Annotated in this window: 15 protein-coding genes; 9 read left to right on the forward strand and 6 right to left on the reverse strand. The window is 48.1% G+C overall.

What is annotated here, in order from left to right; genetic code table 11:
- The coding region (locus NC980_RS22160) for a CBS domain-containing protein (RefSeq protein ID WP_190379524.1) at positions 1 to 1,424 on the reverse strand (1,424 nt) is incomplete at its 3' end.
- Between the two features lie 595 nt (positions 1,425 to 2,019).
- Here NC980_RS22160 and NC980_RS22165 point away from each other — a divergent pair.
- Entirely contained in the window at positions 2,020 to 2,733 is a 714-nt protein-coding gene (locus NC980_RS22165) for a GAF domain-containing protein (protein ID WP_190379525.1), read from the forward strand.
- Positions 2,734 to 3,099: 366 nt separating this feature from the next.
- Positions 3,100 to 3,393 carry a hypothetical protein gene (locus tag NC980_RS22170; protein WP_131603906.1) on the forward strand — a complete coding sequence of 98 codons (294 nt, stop codon included), beginning with the start codon at positions 3,100 to 3,102 and terminating at the stop codon, positions 3,391 to 3,393.
- A 513-nt stretch (positions 3,394 to 3,906) separates the two neighbouring features.
- Here the strand turns inward: NC980_RS22170 and NC980_RS22175 are convergent.
- Positions 3,907 to 5,799 (reverse strand): CHASE3 domain-containing protein, encoded by a 1,893-nt coding sequence (locus tag NC980_RS22175; RefSeq protein ID WP_277881585.1) that lies wholly within the window; start codon positions 5,797 to 5,799, stop codon positions 3,907 to 3,909.
- A 390-nt stretch (positions 5,800 to 6,189) separates the two neighbouring features.
- On the opposite strand from NC980_RS22175, the gene NC980_RS22180 reads away from it, so the two are divergent.
- The 4 genes from NC980_RS22180 (at position 6,190) to NC980_RS22195 (ending at position 13,078) form a co-directional block, all read left to right on the forward strand.
- Positions 6,190 to 8,937 carry a PAS domain S-box protein gene (locus NC980_RS22180; RefSeq protein ID WP_206753848.1) on the forward strand — a complete coding sequence of 916 codons (2,748 nt, stop codon included), beginning with the start codon at positions 6,190 to 6,192 and terminating at the stop codon, positions 8,935 to 8,937.
- Positions 8,934 to 9,350 (forward strand): response regulator, encoded by a 417-nt coding sequence (locus NC980_RS22185; protein ID WP_190379529.1) that lies wholly within the window; start codon positions 8,934 to 8,936, stop codon positions 9,348 to 9,350. The genes NC980_RS22180 and NC980_RS22185 overlap by 4 nt, the downstream gene beginning before the upstream one ends.
- Positions 9,351 to 9,414: 64 nt before the next feature.
- On the forward strand, positions 9,415 to 11,409 hold the full coding sequence (locus NC980_RS22190) for an ATP-binding protein (RefSeq protein WP_190379530.1): 1,995 nt from the start codon (positions 9,415 to 9,417) through the stop codon (positions 11,407 to 11,409).
- Positions 11,410 to 11,500: 91 nt separating this feature from the next.
- Entirely contained in the window at positions 11,501 to 13,078 is a 1,578-nt protein-coding gene (locus NC980_RS22195; RefSeq protein ID WP_190379531.1) for a response regulator, read from the forward strand.
- Positions 13,079 to 13,103: 25 nt separating this feature from the next.
- Here the strand turns inward: NC980_RS22195 and NC980_RS22200 are convergent, their stop codons facing one another.
- On the reverse strand, positions 13,104 to 16,262 hold the full coding sequence (locus NC980_RS22200; protein WP_190379532.1) for a PAS domain S-box protein: 3,159 nt from the start codon (positions 16,260 to 16,262) through the stop codon (positions 13,104 to 13,106).
- Between the two features lie 584 nt (positions 16,263 to 16,846).
- Between NC980_RS22200 and NC980_RS22205 the strand changes: the two genes are divergently transcribed.
- On the forward strand, positions 16,847 to 17,056 hold the full coding sequence (locus NC980_RS22205) for a hypothetical protein (RefSeq protein WP_190379533.1): 210 nt from the start codon (positions 16,847 to 16,849) through the stop codon (positions 17,054 to 17,056).
- On the opposite strand, the gene NC980_RS22210 is transcribed toward NC980_RS22205, so the two are convergent.
- Both NC980_RS22210 and NC980_RS22215 read right to left on the reverse strand, forming a co-directional pair.
- The gene (locus NC980_RS22210; protein WP_190379534.1) at positions 17,022 to 17,825 is read right to left on the reverse strand and encodes a ParB N-terminal domain-containing protein; all 804 of its coding nucleotides are present in this window, start codon (positions 17,823 to 17,825) and stop codon (positions 17,022 to 17,024) included. The two genes, NC980_RS22205 and NC980_RS22210, sit on opposite strands and share 35 nt — an antisense overlap.
- Complete coding sequence (locus NC980_RS22215) at positions 17,822 to 18,415, reverse strand: ParA family protein (RefSeq protein ID WP_190379535.1); 594 nt, start codon at positions 18,413 to 18,415, stop codon at positions 17,822 to 17,824. The genes NC980_RS22210 and NC980_RS22215 overlap by 4 nt, the downstream gene beginning before the upstream one ends.
- A 219-nt stretch (positions 18,416 to 18,634) precedes the next feature.
- Here NC980_RS22215 and NC980_RS22220 point away from each other — a divergent pair, with 219 nt between their 5' ends.
- Both NC980_RS22220 and NC980_RS22225 read left to right on the forward strand, forming a co-directional pair.
- The gene (locus tag NC980_RS22220; RefSeq protein WP_190379536.1) at positions 18,635 to 19,207 is read left to right on the forward strand and encodes a plasmid pRiA4b ORF-3 family protein; all 573 of its coding nucleotides are present in this window, start codon (positions 18,635 to 18,637) and stop codon (positions 19,205 to 19,207) included.
- Positions 19,208 to 19,267: 60 nt separating this feature from the next.
- Positions 19,268 to 20,212, forward strand: coding sequence for a transposase (locus tag NC980_RS22225; protein WP_190379537.1), 945 nt, complete (start codon positions 19,268 to 19,270; stop codon positions 20,210 to 20,212).
- 479 nt (positions 20,213 to 20,691) lie between these two features.
- Here the strand turns inward: NC980_RS22225 and NC980_RS22230 are convergent, their stop codons facing one another.
- Complete coding sequence (locus tag NC980_RS22230; RefSeq protein ID WP_190379538.1) at positions 20,692 to 23,991, reverse strand: PAS domain S-box protein; 3,300 nt, start codon at positions 23,989 to 23,991, stop codon at positions 20,692 to 20,694.
- Between the last annotated feature and the right edge of the window lie 30 nt (positions 23,992 to 24,021).

A 24,021-nucleotide genomic window follows, 5' to 3' on the forward strand; every position in this document is an offset into this window, starting at 1 on the left:
TGGTCTCCCTGTAGAATCGGAACGACCAAGCTGGCTCGCACATCGTAGATTACCAGAATGTCGATATGACACTGAGTTAACCCTGCGGTGTAAATGTCTTCGCAAACTTGCGTTCGTCCCTGTTTATAGGCTTGGGCATAGTTTTGTGCAAAGCACGTATCCTGAATCCTACTGTGAAGCGCGGGTCTCCATCCGTCCGCGACCGATTCGACCACGACAGTGCCACTCCAGTCGGGGTGAAACTGGTAGATAATCACCCGATCTGTTTTGAGGAAGTACCAGACTTCTTCGACGCTTCTTTGCAGGATATCGGTTAGGTTGAGGGACTCCCGGATGTGGAGTGCCATTGCAGCGAGAATTTGGCTGCACTGCAATTGTTCCAGCAAGCCGGTCGGATTTTCGAGTAGCTGAAGATCAAGATCGGGACGCGGGTCTTGGTCAGCTTTGCTTTTTGACACCTCAAACTGCTCGATCGATCGCTGTAGCTGATTCACGGCGCTGTGCATCTCGTTGAGGTCCAGGGTCTCAAGAAAACTCGTCGGCGAGACAACGCCTAACAGGTTTCCTTCAGTGGCACATACCCCAAATCGCTGCACTTTGGCTTGCTGCATTTCCCAGTAAGCTACTAATACTGACTCTGAAGCGGGGAAGCACAGGAATGGAGCACTCATTACTGTTTGGGCTGGGATCTGTGATAACTCTAGCCCCAAAGTCCAGAGCTGGAGCACATGCCGCCTGAGTAGTAATCCGGCTTGGGCACCAGGCTGCGTCTCCTCGCCCGCTGTGAGGACGACACATTCCACGTCATGCTCAACCATCAGTTGAGCCAACTTAAGCACAGACGTAGTGGCTGGAGCTTGTATCACCAGCGGAGAAATAATCTCGGATAATGGCTTTGACTTTAGGAATTCATCGAGCGGTAAGATCGCACGAAGACTCGCTGGGGTGATGAGTCCGAGCCATTGCCCCTGATCATCCACGACGGGGAGGTGATGGATTCGATGCTGACGCAATTGAGCAAGCGCCGTAAAAACCGTTTGATCCTTAGATGCAGTGCAGCGAATGACCGGTCGCCGTGCGACATCAGTCATAGTCGTTGCGGTTAAGTCTTGCCCTGACACAATTGCTCCGATCGCATCTCGCTCGGCAAATACGCCCAGCAGTTGCGTTCCTTCGACGACCAGAAGCCCACTTGCACGAGCTTCGCTCATCAAAGTGGTGTTGAGCGAGAGCTCCAATCCTGGAAGCACGCAACTGCTCTGCGCTTTGCTCATCATCGCGATCGCCTCGCTCAGGGAGGTGTCTGAAGACACGGTCAAGGCACGGCGATCAAGGGCAGCGTCTAAAGTGAGGAAAGGAATAGATGGGTTTTGCGGATGCATACAGTGATGAATGTTGAGCGGCAGGACTTGAACCAGAGACACTTCTCTGAGTCGAGTAGAGCGGACAGCACTCAACGCAGGAGGATTGCAGTAACCTCTATATAAGCGATAACGACCGCGTTGCAAATATTTCGCTTGTTAGAGCTTTATATGATTTGCCAGCCTAAACCAGGTAAGCTTGGTTATTTCAATCCTTTCGATAAATAATACATTTCGTTAAGCATCTACAAATGGCTAGAATTCCTCGATGATATAGAGAGATGTGAAGGTGCTAAGTATCAACCTTCGCCATCGCTTTTAACCTTTCATCAGGTCGTGTTCTAGACATGTTGATCCTCTACTCAGCAAACATTGCTGGAGTTGGTTTCCGTAATTCAGATCCACATGTCTAGCGCACTACCGCTTGCAGCTTCCTGCTTTTGAGGCGAAGAGGACTGGGTCATAATATCCATGTTAAGCACTATCACATTTTCTTGTGTTTCTTTGCTTAATCGCTATGGTCAATAAGTATGAGATTAAACGTCAGTAACTGTTCTGCCTGAGAACAAGCAAGGAGTAGCCCTCTCAGCGTTCGGTTGCATAGAAAATACTATTGGTGCCAGCAACCTGGGTTGCAGGACAAACAGAGGTCCATGCGATGAAAGCACGAAAACCGGCTCAAGAAGCTGCGAGACTGGAAGCACTGAGACAATACCGCATCTTAGATACCCCTGCAGAGCAGTCCTATGACGACTTCACCTTACTCGCCTCGTTCATCTGCGCTGTTCCGATCGCCTTGATTAGCCTCGTCGATGCAGAGCGGCAGTGGTTCAAGTCGAAGGTGGGTTTAGAGGTGGATGAAACCGCTCGGGATCTCGCGTTTTGTGGACATACTATCTTGAGTCCCGAAACCTTAGTGGTGAACGATGCCCTGCTGGACGAACGGTTTATGAATAATCCTCTCGTCACCGATGATCCAAGGATTCGGTTTTATGCCGGTGCACCGCTGATTACTCCCGAAGGACATGCGCTTGGTTCGCTTTGTGTCATTGATCGACGACCTCGAGCGTTATCCACGCCCCAGAAGCTGGCTCTGGAAGCACTGGCGCGGCAGGTAATTGTCCAGCTCGAGTTGCGGCGAATGTCGGCGAGTTTAACTGAAGCCCTTAACAAGATCGATCTGATGGAAGGATTAATTCCCATTTGCTCCTACTGCAAAAGCATTCGAGATGACCAAGGCTATTGGTCCAGCGTTGAAAAGTTCATCCAGCAGCATTCAGACGTGCAGTTTACCCACGGGATTTGCGACGCCTGTCTGCAACAGCAATTCCCCGAGGTCGCAAAAAAGCTCTTGCTCGAAGACCCTCAATAAATTGAGGAACCGGGCATTTGAGTTCAGTCAAACGTGTTGAAGCAGATTATTTTCATAGTCTTTGTGCGAAAGTGAGCAAGCATCGAATGGAAAGGCTGCGATTACAGCAGAAGTTCCAACCCATGAGACAGCCTGAAAAGGCTGGTGAGTCAAGGGAAACCGAAATTTGCTGCTACCTTAAACGCCAGTGGTCAGTCTCACGAAAATTGGGCATTACAGCGTACTACAAACTGGCGATTTAGTCCGATTCTAGTCCAACCCGGTTTTGAGACGACTAATCTTAGAGTGAGACATCTGCTTGAGACTGCGAGCTTCATTCTGTTTGCATTGCTATGAGGAAATAACCCCGTATAATCGATCGTACTTATGTACTATTTGATTATGACTCAACCTCATGCTGCCGCCGCTGCTAGCTATTCACTAGATCGAGACGAACTTCTCCGGATTCGGGGTCTCAAGCTGGTGACGAGCGATCGTGATTATGTCTTTTTTGCCTTGCAGATTGATTACCCCGGAAAGCTAACTCCTGCGATTGATGTGGTTGCTTTTTGCGATCGTTGGGAGTTGAATGAGGGGGATTTGTACAAAGCGTTAGGCGATTTGCGGAAGAAGGGCATTGTTGTGTCGATTTCGAGCCGACTGAATCTTCAACTCTCCTAAAGGGAACTAAAACGCTCTGCATCTCGACTTTCTGCCGATTGCGGCAACTGATCAAAACGAGCAGCTGATCTTGACGCAACAACTGATAAGCCCTAGGCAATTGCCTAGGGCTTCTTCTAATAAATGCCAGCGTGAATAGAGGAGCTAGCGGTTTTGAATATGCTTCTATCATGACCGAAGCAGGTTCTCTAGGGCTAGGGTTAACCTACCCAATTTGTTCCTATTTTCACCTAGGTAGCGCGTAGCAGCTGCATGAGTTCTAAGCCCGGAACTACTACGGTGTGCGGCAGTTAATCAAGATTTAAAGAAGTGAATTAGCACCAACGGCAAGCCTTACGATTGTGTGCATGACTTAGCTAAGCGGGCATGTTTGTCAACTCTCGTATGGATTGTTAGATTTTAAATCAGAAATAGTACTTATAGTTATTCATGGTTTAGGTAGAATTGTCTTTAATTTGATTTCGAGTTTCGTCAAGAAGGACGGTAAAGACTCGTGTAAGCGTCCCTGGAAGATTAGCTGCTGTTCGCCCTTTTGAGCTCAAGCCAAAATTGACTGCCTTTTCCAGGTTGCGACTCCACGCCGACCCTTCCCTCCATTCGTTCCACGCCTCTACGCACGATCGCGAGCCCCATCCCGGTACCTGGATAAGTTTCCGCACTGTGCAGTCGCTCAAAGATGCCAAAAATCTGTTCTTGAGCTTCTGGCTTAATTCCAATACCGTTATCCGCAATCCATACTCTCACCCAGTCTTCTTTTTCTTCACTCCAAATGTGCAGATTAGGTTGGACGTTGGGTGCAACAAACTTAATTGCGTTGGCGAGCAGGTTTGTGATGACCTGAGTTAATAGTGTGGAATGAGCGATCACTTCAGGCAGTGGGAAATCAACCTTGACCTGAGCTTGGCTGGTTTGCAACTCTAATTGCATCTGCAGCAGAATTTGACGGATTAATTGATCCAAGTTGACAGGTCGTAACGCGACTTCGGATTGGCTTAGCCGGCTATAATTCAGCAAATCCTGAGTGAGCGCATCTAGGCGCTGGGCTGAGTCCCAGATTAATTGGGTATAGGTTTGTCCTTCTTCATTCAAGTCTTGACTGTAATCTTCCAGAAGTGCTTGCGCGAGTCCCTTCATCGTCGTTAAGGGGGATCGCAAATCATGGGAAATCGTGCTAGTAAAAGCCTGCAGCTCTTGATTCGCATCTGTTAACTCAGCGGTTCGTCGGATGACACGCTGCTCTAAGGTGACATTAAGTTGCTGAATTTCCTCTTCAGCTCGTTTCCGTTGGCTAATATCTTCAATCACCGAGATAAAGTACTTTGGCACTCCGTGATCCGTTCGGACCAGCGAAACCGTTAAATTAACCCAAATCAAGGAGCCGTCTTTACGAATGTAGCGTTTCTCGATTGAGTAGGTCTGGATTTTATTCGCCAGCATTTGCTGGACGTAATTCAAGTCAGTATTGAGGTCATCGGGGTAAGTCAGGTCTTGAAACGTCTTTTGAAGCAGCTCATCGCGCCTATAGCCTACGATCTTGCAAAGCTTATCATTCACCTGTAACCATCTGCCAGCTGGAGAGACATGAGCAATGCCGACAGCAGCTTGATTAAAGGTACTGTAAAACTGCTCGTTACGTTCGTTCAAGGCTATATTGATCTGCTGCCGTTCCTGAATTTTTGCCCGCAATTCAGTATTTGTGTCCAAGAGTTTCTGAGTTTGCGACTCCACCTGCTCGTCTAATTCCTGATTAAAGGTACGTAGCCTTGTCTCGAGCTGTTTCAGAGTAGTAATGTAATGGCTGGTTCGCCGGAGTCCCGTTCCGACTAGCCCAATTGAAGAGACACTGAGCAGCACAATGCTTGCGGTAGCCGCAGTTGCGTCCTGATTTGCCTGCTGTATGCGCTGATGAAGTAGAGCAATTTCCTCCTGCTGAATTGAGTGAGTCACAGCACGGATTTGGTCCATTAGGGCTTGCCCCTGATCTGTCTGGACAACTGCCAATGCAGCTGTTAATCCCTGAGCTCGATTCAAGTCAACGGTCTGCTTTAGCTCAAGGAATTTTGCACTAATTAAGGGCTGCAGCTGCTGTATTCGAGCTTGCTGACGAGGGTTATCACGAGTGAGACTTTGTAGGTCTTGCAGCTCGCGAGAGGCTTGGCGAACTGAATCGTAATAGGGTTGCAAGTAGCGAGTTTTTTGAGTGAGCAAGAACCCTCTTTGTCCTGTTTCGGCATCTTTTACTTCCGAAAGGACAGACTCTGCTTTAGCCAAAACTTCATTCGTGTGACTTACCCACTGGCTGCTATCTCTGGACTTAAATGAGGCGAGGCAAGAGGCGAGGCTCCCTGCAGCTAAAAGGATAAAGGCTGCCCCAAACGTCGCTATATTTTGAGTTCGATTTGGCATTAATTATCCGTGTCTCGCCTCAAATACTCAAGCCCATTATCGTTACACTTTCGTCTCTAGCAGCACATCTATCTTGGGGCATTATTCGCTTTGAAGGCTGATTGTGGCAAACTGTTTGGACGTCAGTATCTAAAAAGTAATGCATGAAACGCTGCTAAGGCTTCTGCTTGGATAGGGCTTTCTATTCATACTCCTTCCTAGCGGAGCGAAAAGTGCATCATACTGTCTCTAGAGCAGACATTCTTAGCTCTAGAGACAGTATGATGAAGGGTATATTTTCCGTCATATAAAAGTGTTTGCACTCGAGAGCTAGCATAGCTGTATGGATATGCGTTTTTTGTCGCAGCAACATGTGAGGTTCAATTGGCTGGAATTCGAGCAGTGTTGAGAGTGAAGCATTTCCTGGACTCCGGATATAGTCTCGCTATATTCGCAAGTTTGCTTGCTCTATGCCTGCGATTTCTTTTGAACCCCGTTCTGGGCGAAGGTGCTCCTCTTTTAATTTTCATTTTACCGGTCATTATTAGTGCTTGGTGGCATGGGCTAGAGGCAGGATTAACGGCAACAGTCTTGGGTGCTTTGCTGGGAACTTACTTCTTTTTCCCCCCTTATTGGAGTCTGCAAATACAAAATATCAATGCCGCTGCAAATATTACTCTCTTTATTCTTGAAGGTATTCTCATCAGCTATTTCAGTAAAGTAGCCCGTCAGTATCGACGACACCTTGAAGGGTCGCTGTCTGAGCTTAGTGACCAGAAAGAACAGTATCGCTTACTGATTGAGGGCGCAAAGGATTACGCCATTTATGGGTTAGATCCGACTGGGCATATCACGAGTTGGAATAGTGGTGCCGAACTCATTAAGGGATATAGCGCTGCCGAAATTTTAAGACGGCATGTCTCTGTTTTCTACACCGAAGCCGACGTTATTCAGGGGAGACCTGAGGCTGATTTACAGACTGCAAAAAGCACGGGACACTTTGCAGGAGAAGGGTGGCGAAAACGCAAAGACGGCTCGTTATTCTGGTCTAACGTTGAGATTTACGCTTTACACGATCTCCAAGGCAGCCTGTGCGGTTTTTCTAAGATTGTTCGTGATGTTACTGAGCAAAAACGGAGTGAACAAGCACTTCGAGAGAGTTACAGTTTGCTCGAGCGTGTGATTGAAGGAACACGAGACGCAGTTTTCATCAAAGACTTGCAAGGACGCTATCAACTGATCAACTCAACCGCTGCCCGAATCTTTAATAAATCGCGAGAAGAGGTTTTGGGTAAAAATGACCAAGAATTATTACCCTTAGAAAGTGTAGCGGGACTCCAGCAGATCGATCTTGCTGTGATGGAGACGGGAATTTCCCAAACATTGGAAGAGACCTTACCAGGGACAACTGAGCAAACTTTCTTAACCACAAAAGATCCCTTACGCGACGATAAGGGCAAGATTGTTGGTGTAATTGGAATCGCTCGTGATATCACGGAGCGCAAGCAAGCTGAGGTAAGGCAACAGTGCTTATTCAAGGAGCTGTCAGATATTAAGTTTGCTTTAGATCAAGCAGCCATTTTGGCCACAACGGATGGCAAGGGAATCATTACTGCGGTGAATGACAAGTTCTGTCAAATCTCGAAGTTCAGCCGCAAGGAACTGATTGGACAAACCCATCGCATTATCAATTCCGGCTACCATTCTCAAGCGTTTTTCCAGGATCTTTGGTCAACGATTGCTCAGGGTCGGGTTTGGCATGGGGAAATTAAGAATCATGCCAAGGACGGTAATTTCTATTGGGTTGATACAACCATTGTTCCTTTTCTAGATGATTCAGGTAAGCCGTTCCAATACCTAGCCGTGCGATTTGATATTACTACCCGTAAGCAATCTGAGGAACAGTTACATCGAGTAGTGCAACGCTTGGAATTCTTACATCAGCTTGATCTCGAAATTTTAGAGGCTCAGACTTCTGAGGCGATTGCTGCTGCTGCACTCTCCCGCTTGGCTCAATTGATTCCTTATGATGAGGCAGCAGTTGTTCTCTACAATGTCGAAGCCAGTGAGGGGGTTATTTTAGCGGGAGAGTTATTTGGACATGAGCCTGGAAGCGTACTAACGCTTGCAGGCTCATGTCCCGGTACAGAAGAATTAAATGATCCACCACTGCCTTTCCTCATTGCAGATCTTTTTCCCAAGGATCGCCCTATTGCCCTTGATCCTTCTACAATGAGTGCCCCTGTTAGCAGCATATTCGCCCCACTACAAACTAAAGCAGCCCTCATTGGCACCTTGATTCTGGTTGCCGAACCCTCTGTGATATTTAGCCAAGAACATCGAGCAATTGCACAGGAAATTGCCGATTCGTTGGTGATTTCCATTCAGCAGTCCCAATTACGAGAACAACTCAAGCGATATGCGGGTGAATTGGAAAAACGGGTGACAGAGCGAACGCTTGCCTTACAAGAGGCAAATGATGGGTTAGAAGCATTTAGCTACTCGGTTTCCCACGACTTGCGGGCCCCGCTGCGCTCAATGCAGGGGTTATCCATAGCTCTCTTAGAGGATTATGGTTATCAGCTTGATGCTACTGCACATCTGTATGTTCAAGAAATTGCCACGTCTGCTAAACAAGCTGATGAGCTAATCATTAACCTCTTAGAATATGCGCGACTCACGAGAGCCGATGTCAGCGTTCAACCTGTGAGTTTCGCTCAGTTGGTCACTGAGGTACTCACGCAAATCAAGGGGGAACGGCAAGCCTCTCAGGCGGAAATTAGCGTTGAAAACCCGCTACCAAGTGTTATGGGGAATCATTCGACGCTGAAGCAAGTCATTCTGAACTTGCTGCTCAATGCAATGAAGTTTGTGCCCGCCAATGATCCACCTCACATTCAGATTTGGGCAGAACATCGCTCGGGTTGGGTACGTTTGTGGATTGAAGATAATGGAATTGGTATTGCACCGGAGCATCAAGAGCGAATTTTTCAACCGTTTGAGCGCTTACACGCCATGGAAACCTATTCGGGAACGGGGGTAGGGTTAGCGATTGTTCGGAAAGGAATTGAACGAATGGGCGGTAAGGTTGGGGTCGAATCAGCATTAGGACAGGGAAGCCGCTTTTGGGTGGAGTTGCGCGAGGTGGCTCAGGAATGACTCAACCAACGATTCTATTTGCCGAAGACAATCAGGGCGACGTTTTGCTTGCAAAACGGGCATTCCGCCAACTGAACAAGCTTGATGGACCTTACGAATTAAGGATTGTGGCAAATGGGGAAGAAGCGATTGACTACTTGTCTGGGCAAGGGAAGTATGTTGATCGGCATCGCTATCCCATGCCTGCTTTATTGCTGCTCGATCTCAAGATGCCGCGTCGTTCCGGGTTTGAAGTCATGGAATGGATACAACAACAGATTGGGCTTGACATCCCGACTGTGATTTTAACCACTTCGACTGATCCCAAGGATGAGAACCGAGCCTATCAATTAGGAGCTAAATTGTATCTCCTCAAACCCATCACGCTCGACATACTCAATAATCTCCTCACGCAAATTCCATTGCCTTCATGAGATAGAAAGCCGAGGCTGTGCGGTTTGAACTAGACTATATAAGTTATAACCATACCCTGGGCAGATGCATATCTTAATTCTCGATGATAGTGTCAGCGACCGTCTTTTGGTCGAGCGGCAGCTTCGACAAGCGTTTGCTGATTTGAAGGTGACCTCGATCGGAGAAGAAGCAAGGTTTGCGCAAGTTCTGGAAGCTGGAGAGTTTGATTTCGTCATCACCGACTACCATTTGCAATGGAGCAATGGGTTAGAGGTTTTACAACAGGTTAAACGCCGCTACCCAGACTGCCCAGTTGTGATGTTCACAAACACAGGAACTCAAGAAATTGCAGTAGAAGGGATGAAACAGGGGTTAGATGACTATCTGATTAAATCCCCAAAGCACTTTATTCGTCTGGTGCCGACTGTTCAACTAGTTCTGCAACGAATAGAAGACCGCAAACAGCGTGCGCTCGCAGAATTGCGGCTGCAGTCGCTACTCAATCAACTCGAAATTGGTGTGTTTCGGATTCGTTCCGGAGGAGAAGTGATTGAGGCTAATCTTGCTCTGCTTCAATTACTGGGAGTTGGGTCCCTTGCAGAAGTTGATATGCGCCTGGGCACCCTTCTATTTTCTAATGGGCAAGAGCTTCAACTGCATCAACGGGTTGACCGTCAGACTCAGATTCGCAATGCTTTAGGAGAAGATCTCTGGCTTCGGGTCAGTGAAACCTTAAACTCAGTGAATGGACAGCTTGTCATTGACGGTGTGGTCGAAGACATTACGCGTCTGAAACAAGCGGAAGCAGGGCTTAGACGCTATACTCGGCGATTAGAGATTTTGCAGGAGCTGAATAAGTCTATCCTGCAATCTGAGCCAACTCCTCAAATTGCTCAGACTGCGCTTGATGCAGAATTGGAACTTCTGCCGGTTCAATTGCTCGATATTAGCCTGATTGACTTGGAGCGCAATCAGACAGTGGTTCTTGCGATTCAATCCAGTAAGGAGAATATTCGTTATGGGTTGGAGTGCGGGGAGATTATTTCAGCCGCCGATTGGGGAGAGATTGAAAAGCTCAAACAAAATCAAGAGATCGTCATCTCAGATTTGGCGTCTGTCCTTAGAACCCCAGTTCTACAGCGCTTATTTGAGCAGGGAATTCGCACTTGGGTGAGCGTACCAATTTATACTGAAGAACGTCTCATTGGAGCATTCAGTGCGGGCTCTACTGAACCTAACGCTCTTACTCTTGAGGAGATCGCAATACTGAAAGAATTGGCAACTCAACTTACGATCTCGGTGGACCAATCGCGACTGCGTGAAGAACTCCGCCGTTACGCAGAAGAGCTTGAGAAACTTGTCCGAGATCGAACGCAGCAACTTGAGGAGGCCAATCAAGATTTAGACACCTATGCTCATTCCATCTCACAGAACTTTCAAGCTCGGTTGCGGGGAGTTCGAGCCTATGCTGAAGCGCTACAGCAAGATCATGGTGAAGCACTCGATGCAACCCCGCGCCAGTGGTTGCGGTACATTTTGCAGGAAACAAAGCAAATTGAAGCAATTGTACAAGGGTTGCTAGTCTACAATCGCTTGAATCGGTCCCGCCTTACCCTCCACCCCCTCAATCTCAATTCAGTCGTGAGCGATACGCTGGATCAAGTGGAATGGGAAGTCCAGCAGACTGAAGCAAAAGTCATGGTAAACTCTCCACTGCTTCCTGTGATTGGGCACTATTCCACCCTGATTCAGGTCATGGCTTCCTTACTCACCAATGCGATGAGGTTTGTCGCACCAGACGCTCGACCAACGGTCCGAGTTTGGGCAGAACAACGCAAGCAGTACGTTCGCCTATGGGTCGAAGATCAAGGGATTGGGATTGCTCCCGAGAACCAGGACCGAATTTTTGAGATTTTTGAGCGGCTGCATGCTGAAGAAACTTATCCAGGTACTGGGATTGGGCTCGCGGTTGTGCGTCGTGCTGTTCAATGCATGGGTGGACAAGTTGGCGTAGAGTCTCGTTTAGGTCACGGAAGCCAATTTTGGATCGAACTGCCTGCGGCTAATAATCTATCTTAATTATGAGTAACTCAAAGGTTCTTTGGCATCTGTGATTACCTAAATCACGTCAAAGGAGGGACAAACAATAGGTTATGGACAAGGGTGATAGATGCTTCATATTCTATTTGTGGATGATAATCGAGGAGATCGCCTGCTTGCAATTCGTGAGTTAAGAAAAAACTTTCCAGATTTGCAGGCGATAGAAATAGGTACAGCTGATGGACTTGCTTCAGCTTTAGAGACTGGTGAGTTTGATGCAGTTGTCACCGATTATCAACTGCTTTGGAGTGATGGACTGTCAGTTCTACAAGCAATTAAGTCTCGCTACCCAAATTGTCCAGTCATCATGTTTACAAATAGCGGCTCTGAAGAAATTGCAGTAAAGGGCATGAAGCAGGGCTTAAGCGACTATGTGCTGAAGGGACAACCCTTATACCGGTTAACGGTTGCTGTGCAAGAAAGCCTTGAGAAGCAACGAATGCGCCGTGAATATGACAAGACTGTAGAGCAATTGAAGCTCTCTGAGGAGCGGTTTCGCCAGCAAGCTAAAGAGCTTGCTGAAGCAAATCAACTGAGAGATGAGTTTCTTGCGGTCATTTCCCATGAGTTGCGCACCCCCCTCAATCCAATTCTGGGTTGGGTACAGGTGTTACGCAAGGGAACCCTGAGTGCAACACAGGTAGACCATGCGCTGGAAACCATCGAACGCAATGCTAAGCTCCAAACTCAGCTCATTGAGGATCTCCTGGATATCTCCCGGATTCTTCGCGGCAAACTGAGTCTTAAAAAAGCCCCTGTTGATCTAGGACACATCATTGGAGCCTCGCTTGAGACGGTTCGTCTTGCAATAGAAGCCAAACACATTCAGGTTGAGACCCATTTGGCTCCGAGAGGACAGATGGTTTTTGGAGATGCAGGTCGCCTGCAACAAGTCATTTGGAATCTCCTCTCGAATGCCGTGAAATTTACGCCTGAAAGCGGCAAGATTGAAATTGATCTCAATTACGTTAATCTCAAAGCTCAGATTACTGTTAAGGATACGGGTATTGGAATTAGCTCGGAATTTCTCCCCTACGTATTTGAATACTTCCGTCAGGCGGATAGCTCTATCACCCGCAACTTTGGGGGATTAGGATTAGGATTAGCGATCGCGCGTCAGATTACGGAACTGCACGGGGGTACCATTCGAGCAGAAAGCCTAGGTGAAGGCGAAGGTACAACCTTCACCGTGACTCTACCACTCATGACAACGGTCTCTGAGACAGCTGAGCAAATCACACCAGCCGACAATACTTCTGGGCTACAGGCGGTAAAAGTGCTCGTGGTCGATGATGAGCCGGATAATCTTGATCTCATTGCCTTTGTTTTGGCAGATGCGGGTGCAACAGTGACTGCCGTTGCTTCAGCGGGTGAAGCATTAGCCGTGCTGCCACAATTTAGGCCAGATGTTTTAGTCAGCGATATTGGGATGCCCGAAATGAATGGCTATGAACTGGCTCGACAGGCTCAAGCATCTTTACCGCCAGGAGAATCACTTCCAGCAATCGCCCTCACGGCTTATGCTGGGGAAGCAGACCAAGAACGAGCTTTAGCTGCAGGCTTTCGAGTCCATTTATCGAAGCCAGTCGAGCCGGTAGATCTGATTCGGTCCATTGTTGAGCTGGTTCGTTCAAAGCCATCGCCTTAAACGCAAAGGTCAAAGCAGAAGTGCTTCATATGCGATGAACTAGATTGGCAACCACTGTGATAAATTCTGCGGGCTCAACCGGTTTCGGTACATGGGAATTGAAGCCTGAAGAGAGTGCCTTGATCCGATCTGCTGTTCTCGCATAAGCAGTCAGCGCAATGGCAGGAATGGTACCGCCCTGTGCTGGACTTAAGGCTCGTACCTGTTGAATGAGCGTGTAGCCGTCTTCTTCAGGCATCCCGATATCACTGACTAACAGACCAGGACGCTGAGTGGGTGGACTTTGTGTGATCACGGCTAATGCTTCTGCTGCTGATGCTACGGTGAGGACCGTTGCGCCACAGTGCTGAAGAAGCACTGCCAGTAGCTCCCGTGCATCGGCTTCATCATCCACGATTAATACGGTTAAGCCGTCTAATCTGGCCGCACTTATGGGGGGAGCTTGGTCACTGACGCTGGGATGGACCCGCGCTTCGTCAAGTGGGGCAGAACGGAAAATGGCAATGGGTAGAACGACTGTAAAGGCAGCTCCTTGTCCTTCCCCAGCACTCTCTGCCCGCACGCTTCCCCCATGCAGTTCCACTAGTTGCCGAACAATCGCGAGTCCTAGGCCTAGCCCCCCATGATGTCTAGTCGTTGAGCCGTCGGCCTGCTGCAAGCGTTCAAACACATACGGCAAAAAGTCAGGACGAATCCCTTGTCCTGTGTCACTCACCATCACTTCAACATGAGAATTGATGCGTTCTAACCGGATTTGAACCCGCCCATTCTTCGGCGTGAATTTGATCGCATTCGACAGCAAATTCCAAAACACCTGTTGTAGGCGATCCGGGTCGCCAGAGACTGGACCGGCACTCGGATCCAACACACTTTGGATGCGGATATTTTTGGCATCTGCGGCTGGACGAACAGATTCAATGGCGGCTTCAATCACCGAGACCATTACAACAGGCCGGACATTCAACCGCAGCTTGCCTGTAATGATGCGAGACACATCCAGTAAGTCTTCAATCAGTTGATTCTGTGCCCGAGCATTGCGCTGGATTGTCTCTAGAGCGCGGTTTACAGTTGCTGCATCCTGTGTTTTGGTAAGCAGCATGGTTGACCAACCCAGGATGGCGTTGAGCGGCGTTTTCAGCTCGTGAGAGAGCGTGGTTAAAAACTCATCCTTGAGACGATTGGCTTTGACTAGCTCCTCAGCTTGTTGCCGTAGTAGGGCTTCGACCTGTTTACTCTCGGTCAAATCCAAGACGAAGCAGACCCAGGACGTTTGGTCCTCTTCGAGCAGGGCAGCGCCAATGAGAATCGGTACCCGGCTGCCATCTTTGCGAATATATTCCTTCTCAAATGGAGTACAGCGTCCAGTCATTGAAAGTTCCCGAATGCCCTGTTGATCCCGCTCCTGATACTCGGGCGGTGTCATCTCAAACCAACGCATCACTCCGTTATTTAGATCGTCACGGCCATAGCCAACTATCTCAAGAAACGCATCATTCGCTTCGGTAATATTGCCATCCGCTTCAGCTAGGATAACCCCAATTATATTAGATTCTACCAATCGACTAAAGCGAGCTTCGCTTCTCCTTAAGGCCATCTGCTCAGCTCTGAGGTCCTCTGCTAAAGCTTCCGCTTGGCGTCGCGCTACGACCTGGTCAGTCACCTCAAAGGCAAAAGTAATGATACCTTCTACCTGCCCATGAATATCATAGGTGGGCTGATAGATGAAGTTAAAGAATCCTTCCTCGATTGTGCCATTCCCTTGACGATCAAACTGAGCGGAAACCTCTGCTCCAACGAAAGGAGTTCCAGTCTGAAAAACGTTATCGAGCAACTCAAAGATACCTTGGCCCTCCAAATCAGGAAAAACTTCGCGCGAAGTTTTTCCAATCAACTCACGATTGCCGACCACTTGGCGATACCGTGGATTGGCAAACTCAAACATGTGGTCAGGACCGCGTTGAATACAGATCAAAGCGGGAGCTTGTAGCAGGAGGGAGTAAAGACGATTGCGCTGAACTTCAGCTTCTGCCTGAGCGGCTTGTGCCCCTGCAAGCAACTGATTGCGCTCTGCTTCTGCTTGCTTCCGGGTGCTGACATCCAAAACCCAAGATAAAACTGAGACTAAGTTTCCAGCTTCATCCAGGAGAGCAGAGTTATACCATTCGCAATCGAGTACGCCACCAGTTTTTGTATAATTTCGGTTAAAGCTCACCACTTGTTGCTTAGTGCCTTCCCACAACTGAGCAACAACTGTGCTAGCTGCTGCTACATCTTCAACAAACACAAACTTCCATTCGTCGGGTTGTTTGCCAGTAACCTCGTCAGCTGTCCAGCCAAAGATTTGTTGTGCTTGTCGAGACCACCGAGATACTCGGAAGTTGGCATCCCATTCAATCAGTGCAACCGGAGAGTTATCAATATGAAAGTTAAGCCGTTGCAGTGTATCTTGTAAAATTTGCTCTCTTTGCTTGCGCTCTCGAATATCCCGCACAATGACTTGAGCTGCCGGTTGCCCAGCATAAATTAGCGGTGAGGCAACGACTTCTACATCAATGGGTGTCCCATCTAGCTGAAGAAATTGCTCCTCGACCAGTGCAACTGGCTGCTGTAATTCTAGAAGCTGATGGATTCGCTCTTGAACAGCAGTTCGGTAGGCTGGAGCAATTATCTCTAAAACCGACCGGCTCAGTAACTGAGCTGTCTCAGTTGCGCCCAGTAGCTTGACTCCAGCCCGATTAATAAACACAATCTTTCCCTGCTGTTGAATAAAAATGGTGTCAGGAGAGAGATCAACCAATTGGCGATACTGCGTTTCACGCTCCGCTAGTTGCAGGGTAACCGCATGTGTTTGGCGCTGTGCCCGTTGCATTCGGCCAATAACGAAGCTAATTAGAGTTCCCTCCAGAATAAAAAAAGCAACTTGAATTAGATTGGTAGGAGTTAACGCCAACGCAACGATGGGGTCCAAAAAGAAAAAATCAACAACCAACCCAGATAGTAGTGTTGCCAAGATACCGGCCCGAACTCCCCCACGAAGGGCGCTGAGAATCACAGCCCCAAAAAATAAGAGAAATGGAGTTCTTGCACCAATGAGGGAATTAAGAACAAGCTTCAGTAGCAACGCGACCCCAACACTGAGAAGGGCGATGCTGTATTGTCGGAAAACTATATGAAGACGGGGCATTGATATGAATCCTGCAACTCTCTACTGGGTACGAAAAAAGTAAGGAAACTGCTGCACGTTTGACTTTAAGCAGGGTAAGCACAGTGATCAGCGGGGGCGTAGGACAAAAGAACGGAGCGATAAAATTCCCATTTAACCCCACTTTGAGCAATAGCGTGGTGACTAGCGGCGTTTTTGCAAGTTCACCGCCAATGAAGCACGAGAGCATCAGCTATTGAACAATGAGTCACCGAGCGCTCGGCTTGGTAGTATTCAGGTCCTGCTCACGCTTGAAGTTTGTTGAGGTGAATCTTGTTTGAAGACGGTTGTACATGTGCATTAATCCGGCAATAGTCCAAGATCTGTAACACGACTGTACTACAAACTAATAGCACGATGAGATTCAGGAAAATTCCATCTTTCAAACCCCATTTTCGTTTCACTAACGATTTCCTAGAACTTAGTGAATTGAAAAGAGAGCTGTATTCCTTGCCCTGATGAGTGTTCAGCCCGGTCTTCTGCTCTCGCTGATTTTTTGAGATGGCTTTTTTCATTAAGTTAATAGCTTTAAGTTGTAATAACTTAGTGAAAAGCTCGAGGCTGGCATGGCATTTCAAAAAGGCGAAAATCCGCATCATCCGCTTCCCGGATCTGTCCTCACGGTTGAACCCATTCGGGACAAGAAGGCGATTGACCGCATCAAGAAACTGCTGCGGGATCAGCCGCGTGACCTTTGCCTGTTTGTTCTGGGAATTAATACTGCATTTGAGATGCCAAAATTTATGGCTTGGAGCCTTGAGCCTCAATTTCGCTGATTACCTCTTCAACCAGCTTCATCAGTTTAGGAAGTTGCTTGCTAAGTGCTTGACGTTTAGGAGACAGCGTTCCGGAATCACTCATCGACTCCCACGCCTGCAACTTCTTGAGTGCCTGATGCAAAATCTTCTGCTCGGAAACCATGACATCTTGTCGTGGTTTCTGAGTTTGCTCCTCATTCAGGTAGCGTTGAACTGTTCTTAGACTTTTTCCCACAATCACTTCCAGAGCAGGACGTAAAGCTTTAGTGCCTTTCGTGGGTCTACCAGGCTGATCGACATAGCCTGACGATCTCAGCCGATTTGCCAGTGCTCTCACCTCTGCTGGAGTATAGTCTCGACGATGCTCATTTTCCGCGATTTCGACTTGCAATGCCCGGTCTGGTTCTTCCTCCGCATCAAACGGTAGAACTCGTACTGGAATCAGGTTCGATAGAAAAAGCTTTTCGTAAGCAGGCGTGTTCTGGTTTCTTAGTAACCTAATTGCAGCCAGGCGGTGTGCTCCAGCTAAGAGACGATTTCGGCTATCCAGAACTAAAGGTTCTAGCAACCCCAACACAGAGATTGACTCTGCCAACGCCTCAACGTGAGATTGCTTTAATTCGCGAGTATTCGTCTCTCGATCGAGAATATCTTCAAGCACTCTCACTGATTGTGCTGAGTCTAGGACGCTTTTTACAGACTTTGTTGGTTCCGGTAGGTTGCTCTCTTTACTTCTTGGCTCCGCACTTCCCTTCGCTGCCCTGATAATGGCATCAAAATTGCTCATAACAGTATCTCTTTTCCAACCTTCTGATAATCTTCCCAACCTTGCTTTGCGCGAGGATCGTCAACCTCGTCGATCGGCACTCCCAACAACGCAGAGCGTTGAAACGCAATGAGTCGCCGAATACCCGTTTTAAAAACAGGAAGTCCTGCCTGGGTCAAACTTGCTCGTGCTTTCTCTCCTTCCTTTGAAGGTGCTGGTGGAATGATAGTGAGTAGAATTTTATAGCGATCGCTGTCCAACTCCACCAACGCATCAACAGTGAGCATCAAAGCATCAAGCGCAAAAGCATCAGGACTCGACGGAATAACCAACAGATCACATCCGTCTACCAGTGCTTTGAGGTCTTCATGGCTCGGTCTGGCAGGCGTGTCAATCACAATATGCTCGTAACTCCTTGCATATTTAGCAGCCTGACGTTCATCTACCACTTTGAAAGGAGGATTGCCACGGTTTGCCCAATTGGTAACAGAGCGATTTACATCCCCATCAATGAGCAGGGTTGGAGCTTTCTTCTGTAAATAAGCAGCAAGATGTATAGCAGATGTACTCTTCCCAACGCCACCCTTAAACGATGCAACTGTAAGAATCATGAACGGCTTACATATTCCTATGATTTTCAAAGCTTCTGAATTTTAGCTGAAATACTTTTGAATACTGTCTTCGCGCAAGAAGTTGACGCAATTTCTCATTCTCTCCTTGAAAACCATGACATCTTGTCATGGTTTTCAAGGAGGCAAAAATGGCAACTTAGAGTTCAGAAGCTGCGTGCCATGAACTAGTCTAGATATCGGAAGCTCAGAGATTCAGTGATGCCTCCTCGAAAACCCTCAATTCCTACTTGCCTTTATCAGATCAAGATCACACTTCAAGATTTGCGCCCTCCCGTCTGGCGAAGAGTTCAGGTTTGGAGCGATATTAGTTTAGGCGAACTGCATCAAATCATTCAGATAGTAATGGGCTGGACAGACTCTCATCTTCATCTATTTCTTATCCAGGGAATGGAGTATGGTGAGCCAGATCCAGAATACGACTGGGAAGTTAAAGACGAACGCAAAGTAAAGCTGAACCGAGTGGTGTCTGGTGAAAAATTTAAATTTCGCTACACCTATGACATGGGGGATAGCTGGGAACATGAAATTCTGATTGAGAAGGTTTTGCCTGCCGAGCCTGAAATTCCTTGCTATGGGGTTTGCGTTACGGGTAAACGAGCCTGTCCACCAGAAGACTGCGGCGGCACTTGGGGATACACGGAGTTAATCGAAACGTTACGAGATCCGAATCACCCAGAGCACGAATCGATGCTGGAGTGGGTTGGCGAAGAATTTAACCCAGAAGCATTTGATGTAAACGAGATTAACGAGGCATTACACCAATTGAAATGATGCCGAAGCGCTCTCTGTATCAACGATATAGTAATCCGTACCCTGAAACGAGCGACCGCTGTGACTATTGCTCCTTCTGCTAATTATGATGCTCCCTGGAAAGAAGCGCTAGAGCGCTATTTCGAGCCATTTCTCGCCTTCTTTTTCCCTCAGATTCACGCCGAAATCGACTGGCAACTGAGCTACGAATCGTTAGACTCAGAATTTCAGCAAGTCGTGCGGGACGCTGAGATCGGTAAACGATTTGTCGATAAACTCGTTAAAGTGTGGCGACGAGATGGACAAGAAACTTGGGTTCTGATTCATGTAGAGATTCAAAGTCAGTATGATTCAGACTTTGCTAAGCGAATGTACACCTACAGCTACCGAATCTTTGACCGCTACAATCGGGATGTCGTAAGCTTGGCGATATTGGGAGATGATCAACTCAATTGGCGACCTCAAGCCTATCACTACACATTGTGGGGCTGTCGAGTCGGAATTGAGTTCCCGATCGTTAAACTGCTCGATTACGAATCGCAGTGGGATTTTTTAGAGCAGAGTCTAAACCCTTATGCAATGCTCGTTCGAGCGCATTTGCTTACTCAGAAAACGAGTGGCGATTCTGAGGATCGATTGACGTGGAAACTGCGACTGGTTCAAGGAATGCAGGCGTTAGGATATAGTGAAGACACCATCTTAGAGTTGTTTCGGTTAGTCGATTTGATGATGACGCTACCACCGGAGCTAGACCAGATTTTCGACACTGAAGTTCGCCGTTTTGGAGCTGAAAATGCCATGCCTTACCTGACGACGATTGAGCGATTTGCGATCGAGCGCGGCAAATTACAGAATGCCCGTGATTCAGTGATGGAAGTTTTAGATGTGCGATTTGGAGCGGTACCACCCGAATTAATCGACCAGCTTAATCAGATGGAAGATCTTGATCGATTGAAGCAATTGCTCAGACAAGCGACTGTATTAGCTTCAATTGCGGACTTTCAAACTTTGTTGCTGAATGAGTGATACTTGCGATCTCCACATGCTAAAGAACTGTCACAGGGGCAACGTCAATCTTGTCTTGGACTAGAATTGGCTTAAATTACCATTGGGTAATGGTCTATAACCCGCATTCTTCTGGCGAGCAATTGGCACAGTGATAACGGTAAATCAAAGTTTGAGGGCTGCACTTCTGCGCTCGGGCGCAGATGTTATAGAACAAATCTATCTTTTACGGCCATTAGTTAAACCGCTTCATCCTCTGGGGAAAAATTGAGCTTAAGCGTTGCATCATTCCACTCAAATGCCTGGCTGGCAATACTGTATGAGATCGATAGCCAATTGAGCCAGCTTTCTCAGGCATCTACCGTGAAAGACCGAGAGCGCTTGAAGGAATAGATCGACCATCTCCGCCTTGCTGGAATTGCTCTGCTAGAAGCCAGAGGATTAATTGAGCTATCCCTACAAAAGCCATATCTATGGGTGATCCAGGAAGGTAAATTCAATCAAGTCGTTCCCTTGGTGGAGTGGCACAAAGCGCTAATCGCCTTCATGATTTCCTCTGGGTCAATCGGTTTGGAGAAATGTCTTTGGAACCCGGCTGCGATCGCTTGCTGTTTATCTACCTCGCCGGCATAAGCCGTAAGGGCGATCGCCGGAATTTGTTTACCCTCCAGTCGGGCGTGAATTTGCCTCATCAGCATGTAGCCATCCATCTCTGGCATCCCAATATCACTGACAATGAGATCTGGGGACACTTTTGGTAACGCTTGCAGAGCTTCTATTCCAGAGGAAACGGTGGTGACGATCGCGCCTGCTTGTTCTAGCACGAACGCCACAAACTCTCGGGAATCGGCTTCATCATCCACAACTAAGATGCAGATGCCGCTTAAATCTTCGGTTGAATTAGGGGGCGGCTTGAGCGCGGGTAACACATTCAATTGAGGTGCCAGCGGAAGTTGCACAGTAAACGTTGCTCCCTTCCCTTCACCGAGGCTACCAACTGCAACCGTTCCGCCATGCAGTTCGACAATTTGCCGCACGATTGCCAGTCCTAATCCCAGCCCGCCAAACTTGCGGGTAGTGGCTCCATCTTCTTGCCGGAAATGCTCAAAGACATAGGGTAGAAAATCGGGCTTGATGCCCTTTCCAGTATCAGTGACTTGAATGTGAGCCTGACTGCCGGTCGAACTTAACGCCACCGTAACATGTCCGTTTGCGGGTGTAAATTTAATGGCGTTAGACAACAGATTCCACACCACCTGCTGCAACCGCCCAGCATCTCCGAGCACAATAGCAGTACTGAGTGAGAGGGTTGTTTGAATTTGAATGGCTTTCGCTTCTGCCGCTAATCGAACTGTTTCGAGCGCTTCTGAAATAATGCTACTCAAATCAACGGGCGTTGTGGTTAAGCTAAGTTTGCCACGTAGGATGCGCGAGATGTCGAGCAGGTCATCAATTAGTTGCACTTGTAGCTGGGCATTGCGCTCGATCGTCGCCAGTGCCGCTGTCGTTTTTGCCACATCCAGTTTTCCCTGCTGCAATAACCTTGACCAGCCCAGAATTGGATTGAGTGGCGATCTCAACTCGTGAGACAGCACGGCTAAAAACTCATCTTTGATCTGGTTGGCTTGTTCTGCTGCTTCTCGTGCCGCTTGTTCTCGTTGCAGCAGTTGCTCTCGTTCTGCCTCAGCCCGTTTTATGGGAGTGATGTTGAGGACAGTGCCGATGAAGCGGATCGTGATTCCAGCTGAGTTAGAGAATGCCTTTCCCTTCGCGGCAATCCACCGCTCTATGCCATCTTCAATGCCGATGGTGCGGTACTCAATATCATACTCACCATCACTATCAGGATTGAGAGCATGCTGCACCATTTGATCGATGCGATCTCGGTCTTCGGGATGTAACCCTGCTAGAAAGACATCGTAGTTAATTTCTGCTTCCGGTGATAGCCCAAACATGGCTTTGCAATGCTGATCCCATTGCAGCAGGCCAGTGATGGGATTGAAGTCCCAGGTGCCTAGCTTGGCTGACTCAAGCGCCAGTCGTAAGCGGTTTTCACTTTCGCGCAGGGCAGCCTCTACCTGCTTGCGATCAGTGATGTTGCGGCTGACGGTGGCTAACCCGATTGGCTGGGTGTTCTCACCTCTAATATAAAAGACGTTGTAGATCATCCACACCGGTGCGCCCGTCTTAAAATGACGGAACCGAATTTCTACCTCCGCCTGTCCCTCCTGCAACACACGGGGAAGAAACTCATTAATAATGAAGTCTTGATCTTCAGGAAAAAAGAAATCTCCAACTGAGGTTTCAATGTATTGCTGCACATCATCCAGCCCTACCAGGTGCTGACCAGCCGAATTGATATAAAACGGGACAAAGTTCAGATCGCACATGCCGATAAACTCCCCACTGTTATCGGCTAGGGAAACAAACTTTTGAATCTCAAGCTCTGCCTGTTTGCGATCGGTAATATCCACAGCAGCGCCATAAACAATCTGCTCCTCAGGATACGGACGAGCCCTCCAAAGCAACCAGCGGTAAGAGCCATCTTTGTGCCGATAGCGATTCTCAAAGGCCAAGGTTTCATTGCCAGAGAACAGGCTGTCAGTTTCTGACACAGATGGGTTGATGTCATCTGGATGAACAAAGGCTGTCCAGGGGCGGGAGGTCATTTCCTCGACAGTCCAGCCGAGTAATCGTTCAAACGTTGGGCTGACCCACTGAAAGTATCCGTCTGTTCTTGTCATTACTTGCAGATCCGATGTCACGGCAAAGAAGCGCTCTCGCTCCTGCTCAACTTGCTGTCGCTCTAGTTCAGTGGCAATTCGTACAGCAAAAATGGTGAGCAAGGATTGGGTAAGTTGAAGATTCTCCAGAGGCTTGCCGTCCATCACACTCAGTAGTCCTAACGGTTTACCTGTTGAATCAAAAAACGGAATGGCGGCGTAGCTTTCAATGCTAAACAACGCCAAGAAATGATCTTCGGGAAATAAAGCCTGGATTCCTTGTGGGTAGTAACACAGCTTCTGCTGCCGAATTGCTTCTAAGCAAGGCGTACCCTGCAACTCATATTCCACGTTATCTATGATTTGACCCTGAGCACAAAAGGCAATTGTTTCTAACGCCTCTGGGTACTCGTTTGCCAACAAACTGATACAGGCGTAACTTGTCCCTAACGCTTTGGTCAGATGTTGCACCAAGGCGGGAAAAAACGCTTTGCCCGTAACAGCGGAAACACCTTGCGTGACCTCCAACAGCACAGCATCGACTTGAGCGACTCGATGAGCTGCTAATCTCAACTCCAACTCATCCACTACCATTGCAGCTAAATCAACCAGGGTTTCTTGCTGTTCTATGGACAATGGAGGGCGAGGCTGATTGTCGAGCAGACACAGGGTTCCTAAATTGAAGCCGTCATGACTAAGCAAGGGCGCACCTGCATAGAAGCGCACCCCCGGTTCAGCTTGCACAAAGGGATTGCAGACAAAGCGATCGTCGAGTCGGGCATCAGGAATAATCAGCGGCTCATCGGTTAACAGAGCAAAGCTGCAAAGCGTGGCATCACGCGGCACTTCGTCGGCACCAAAACCAACGCAGGATTTAAACCAAGCTCTTGATTCATCCACCAGCGAAATAAGGGCAGTCGGAATATTAAATAACCGGGCTGCCAGTCTGGTAATGCGATCAAAGGCTGCTTCGGGAGGCGTATCGAGAATCTTGTAGCGATACAGTGCTGCTAATCGCTCAAGCTCATTCGCAGGGACAGGCGTAGTCAATGACTTTGGTGGCGGTGTCGCAGACATATTTTAACCAGAGCGTGAATCAGGAGCAGA

It is taken from the genome of Leptolyngbya sp. AS-A5 (assembly GCF_039962495.1).
GTDB lineage: Bacteria > Cyanobacteriota > Cyanobacteriia > Leptolyngbyales > Leptolyngbyaceae > Leptolyngbya.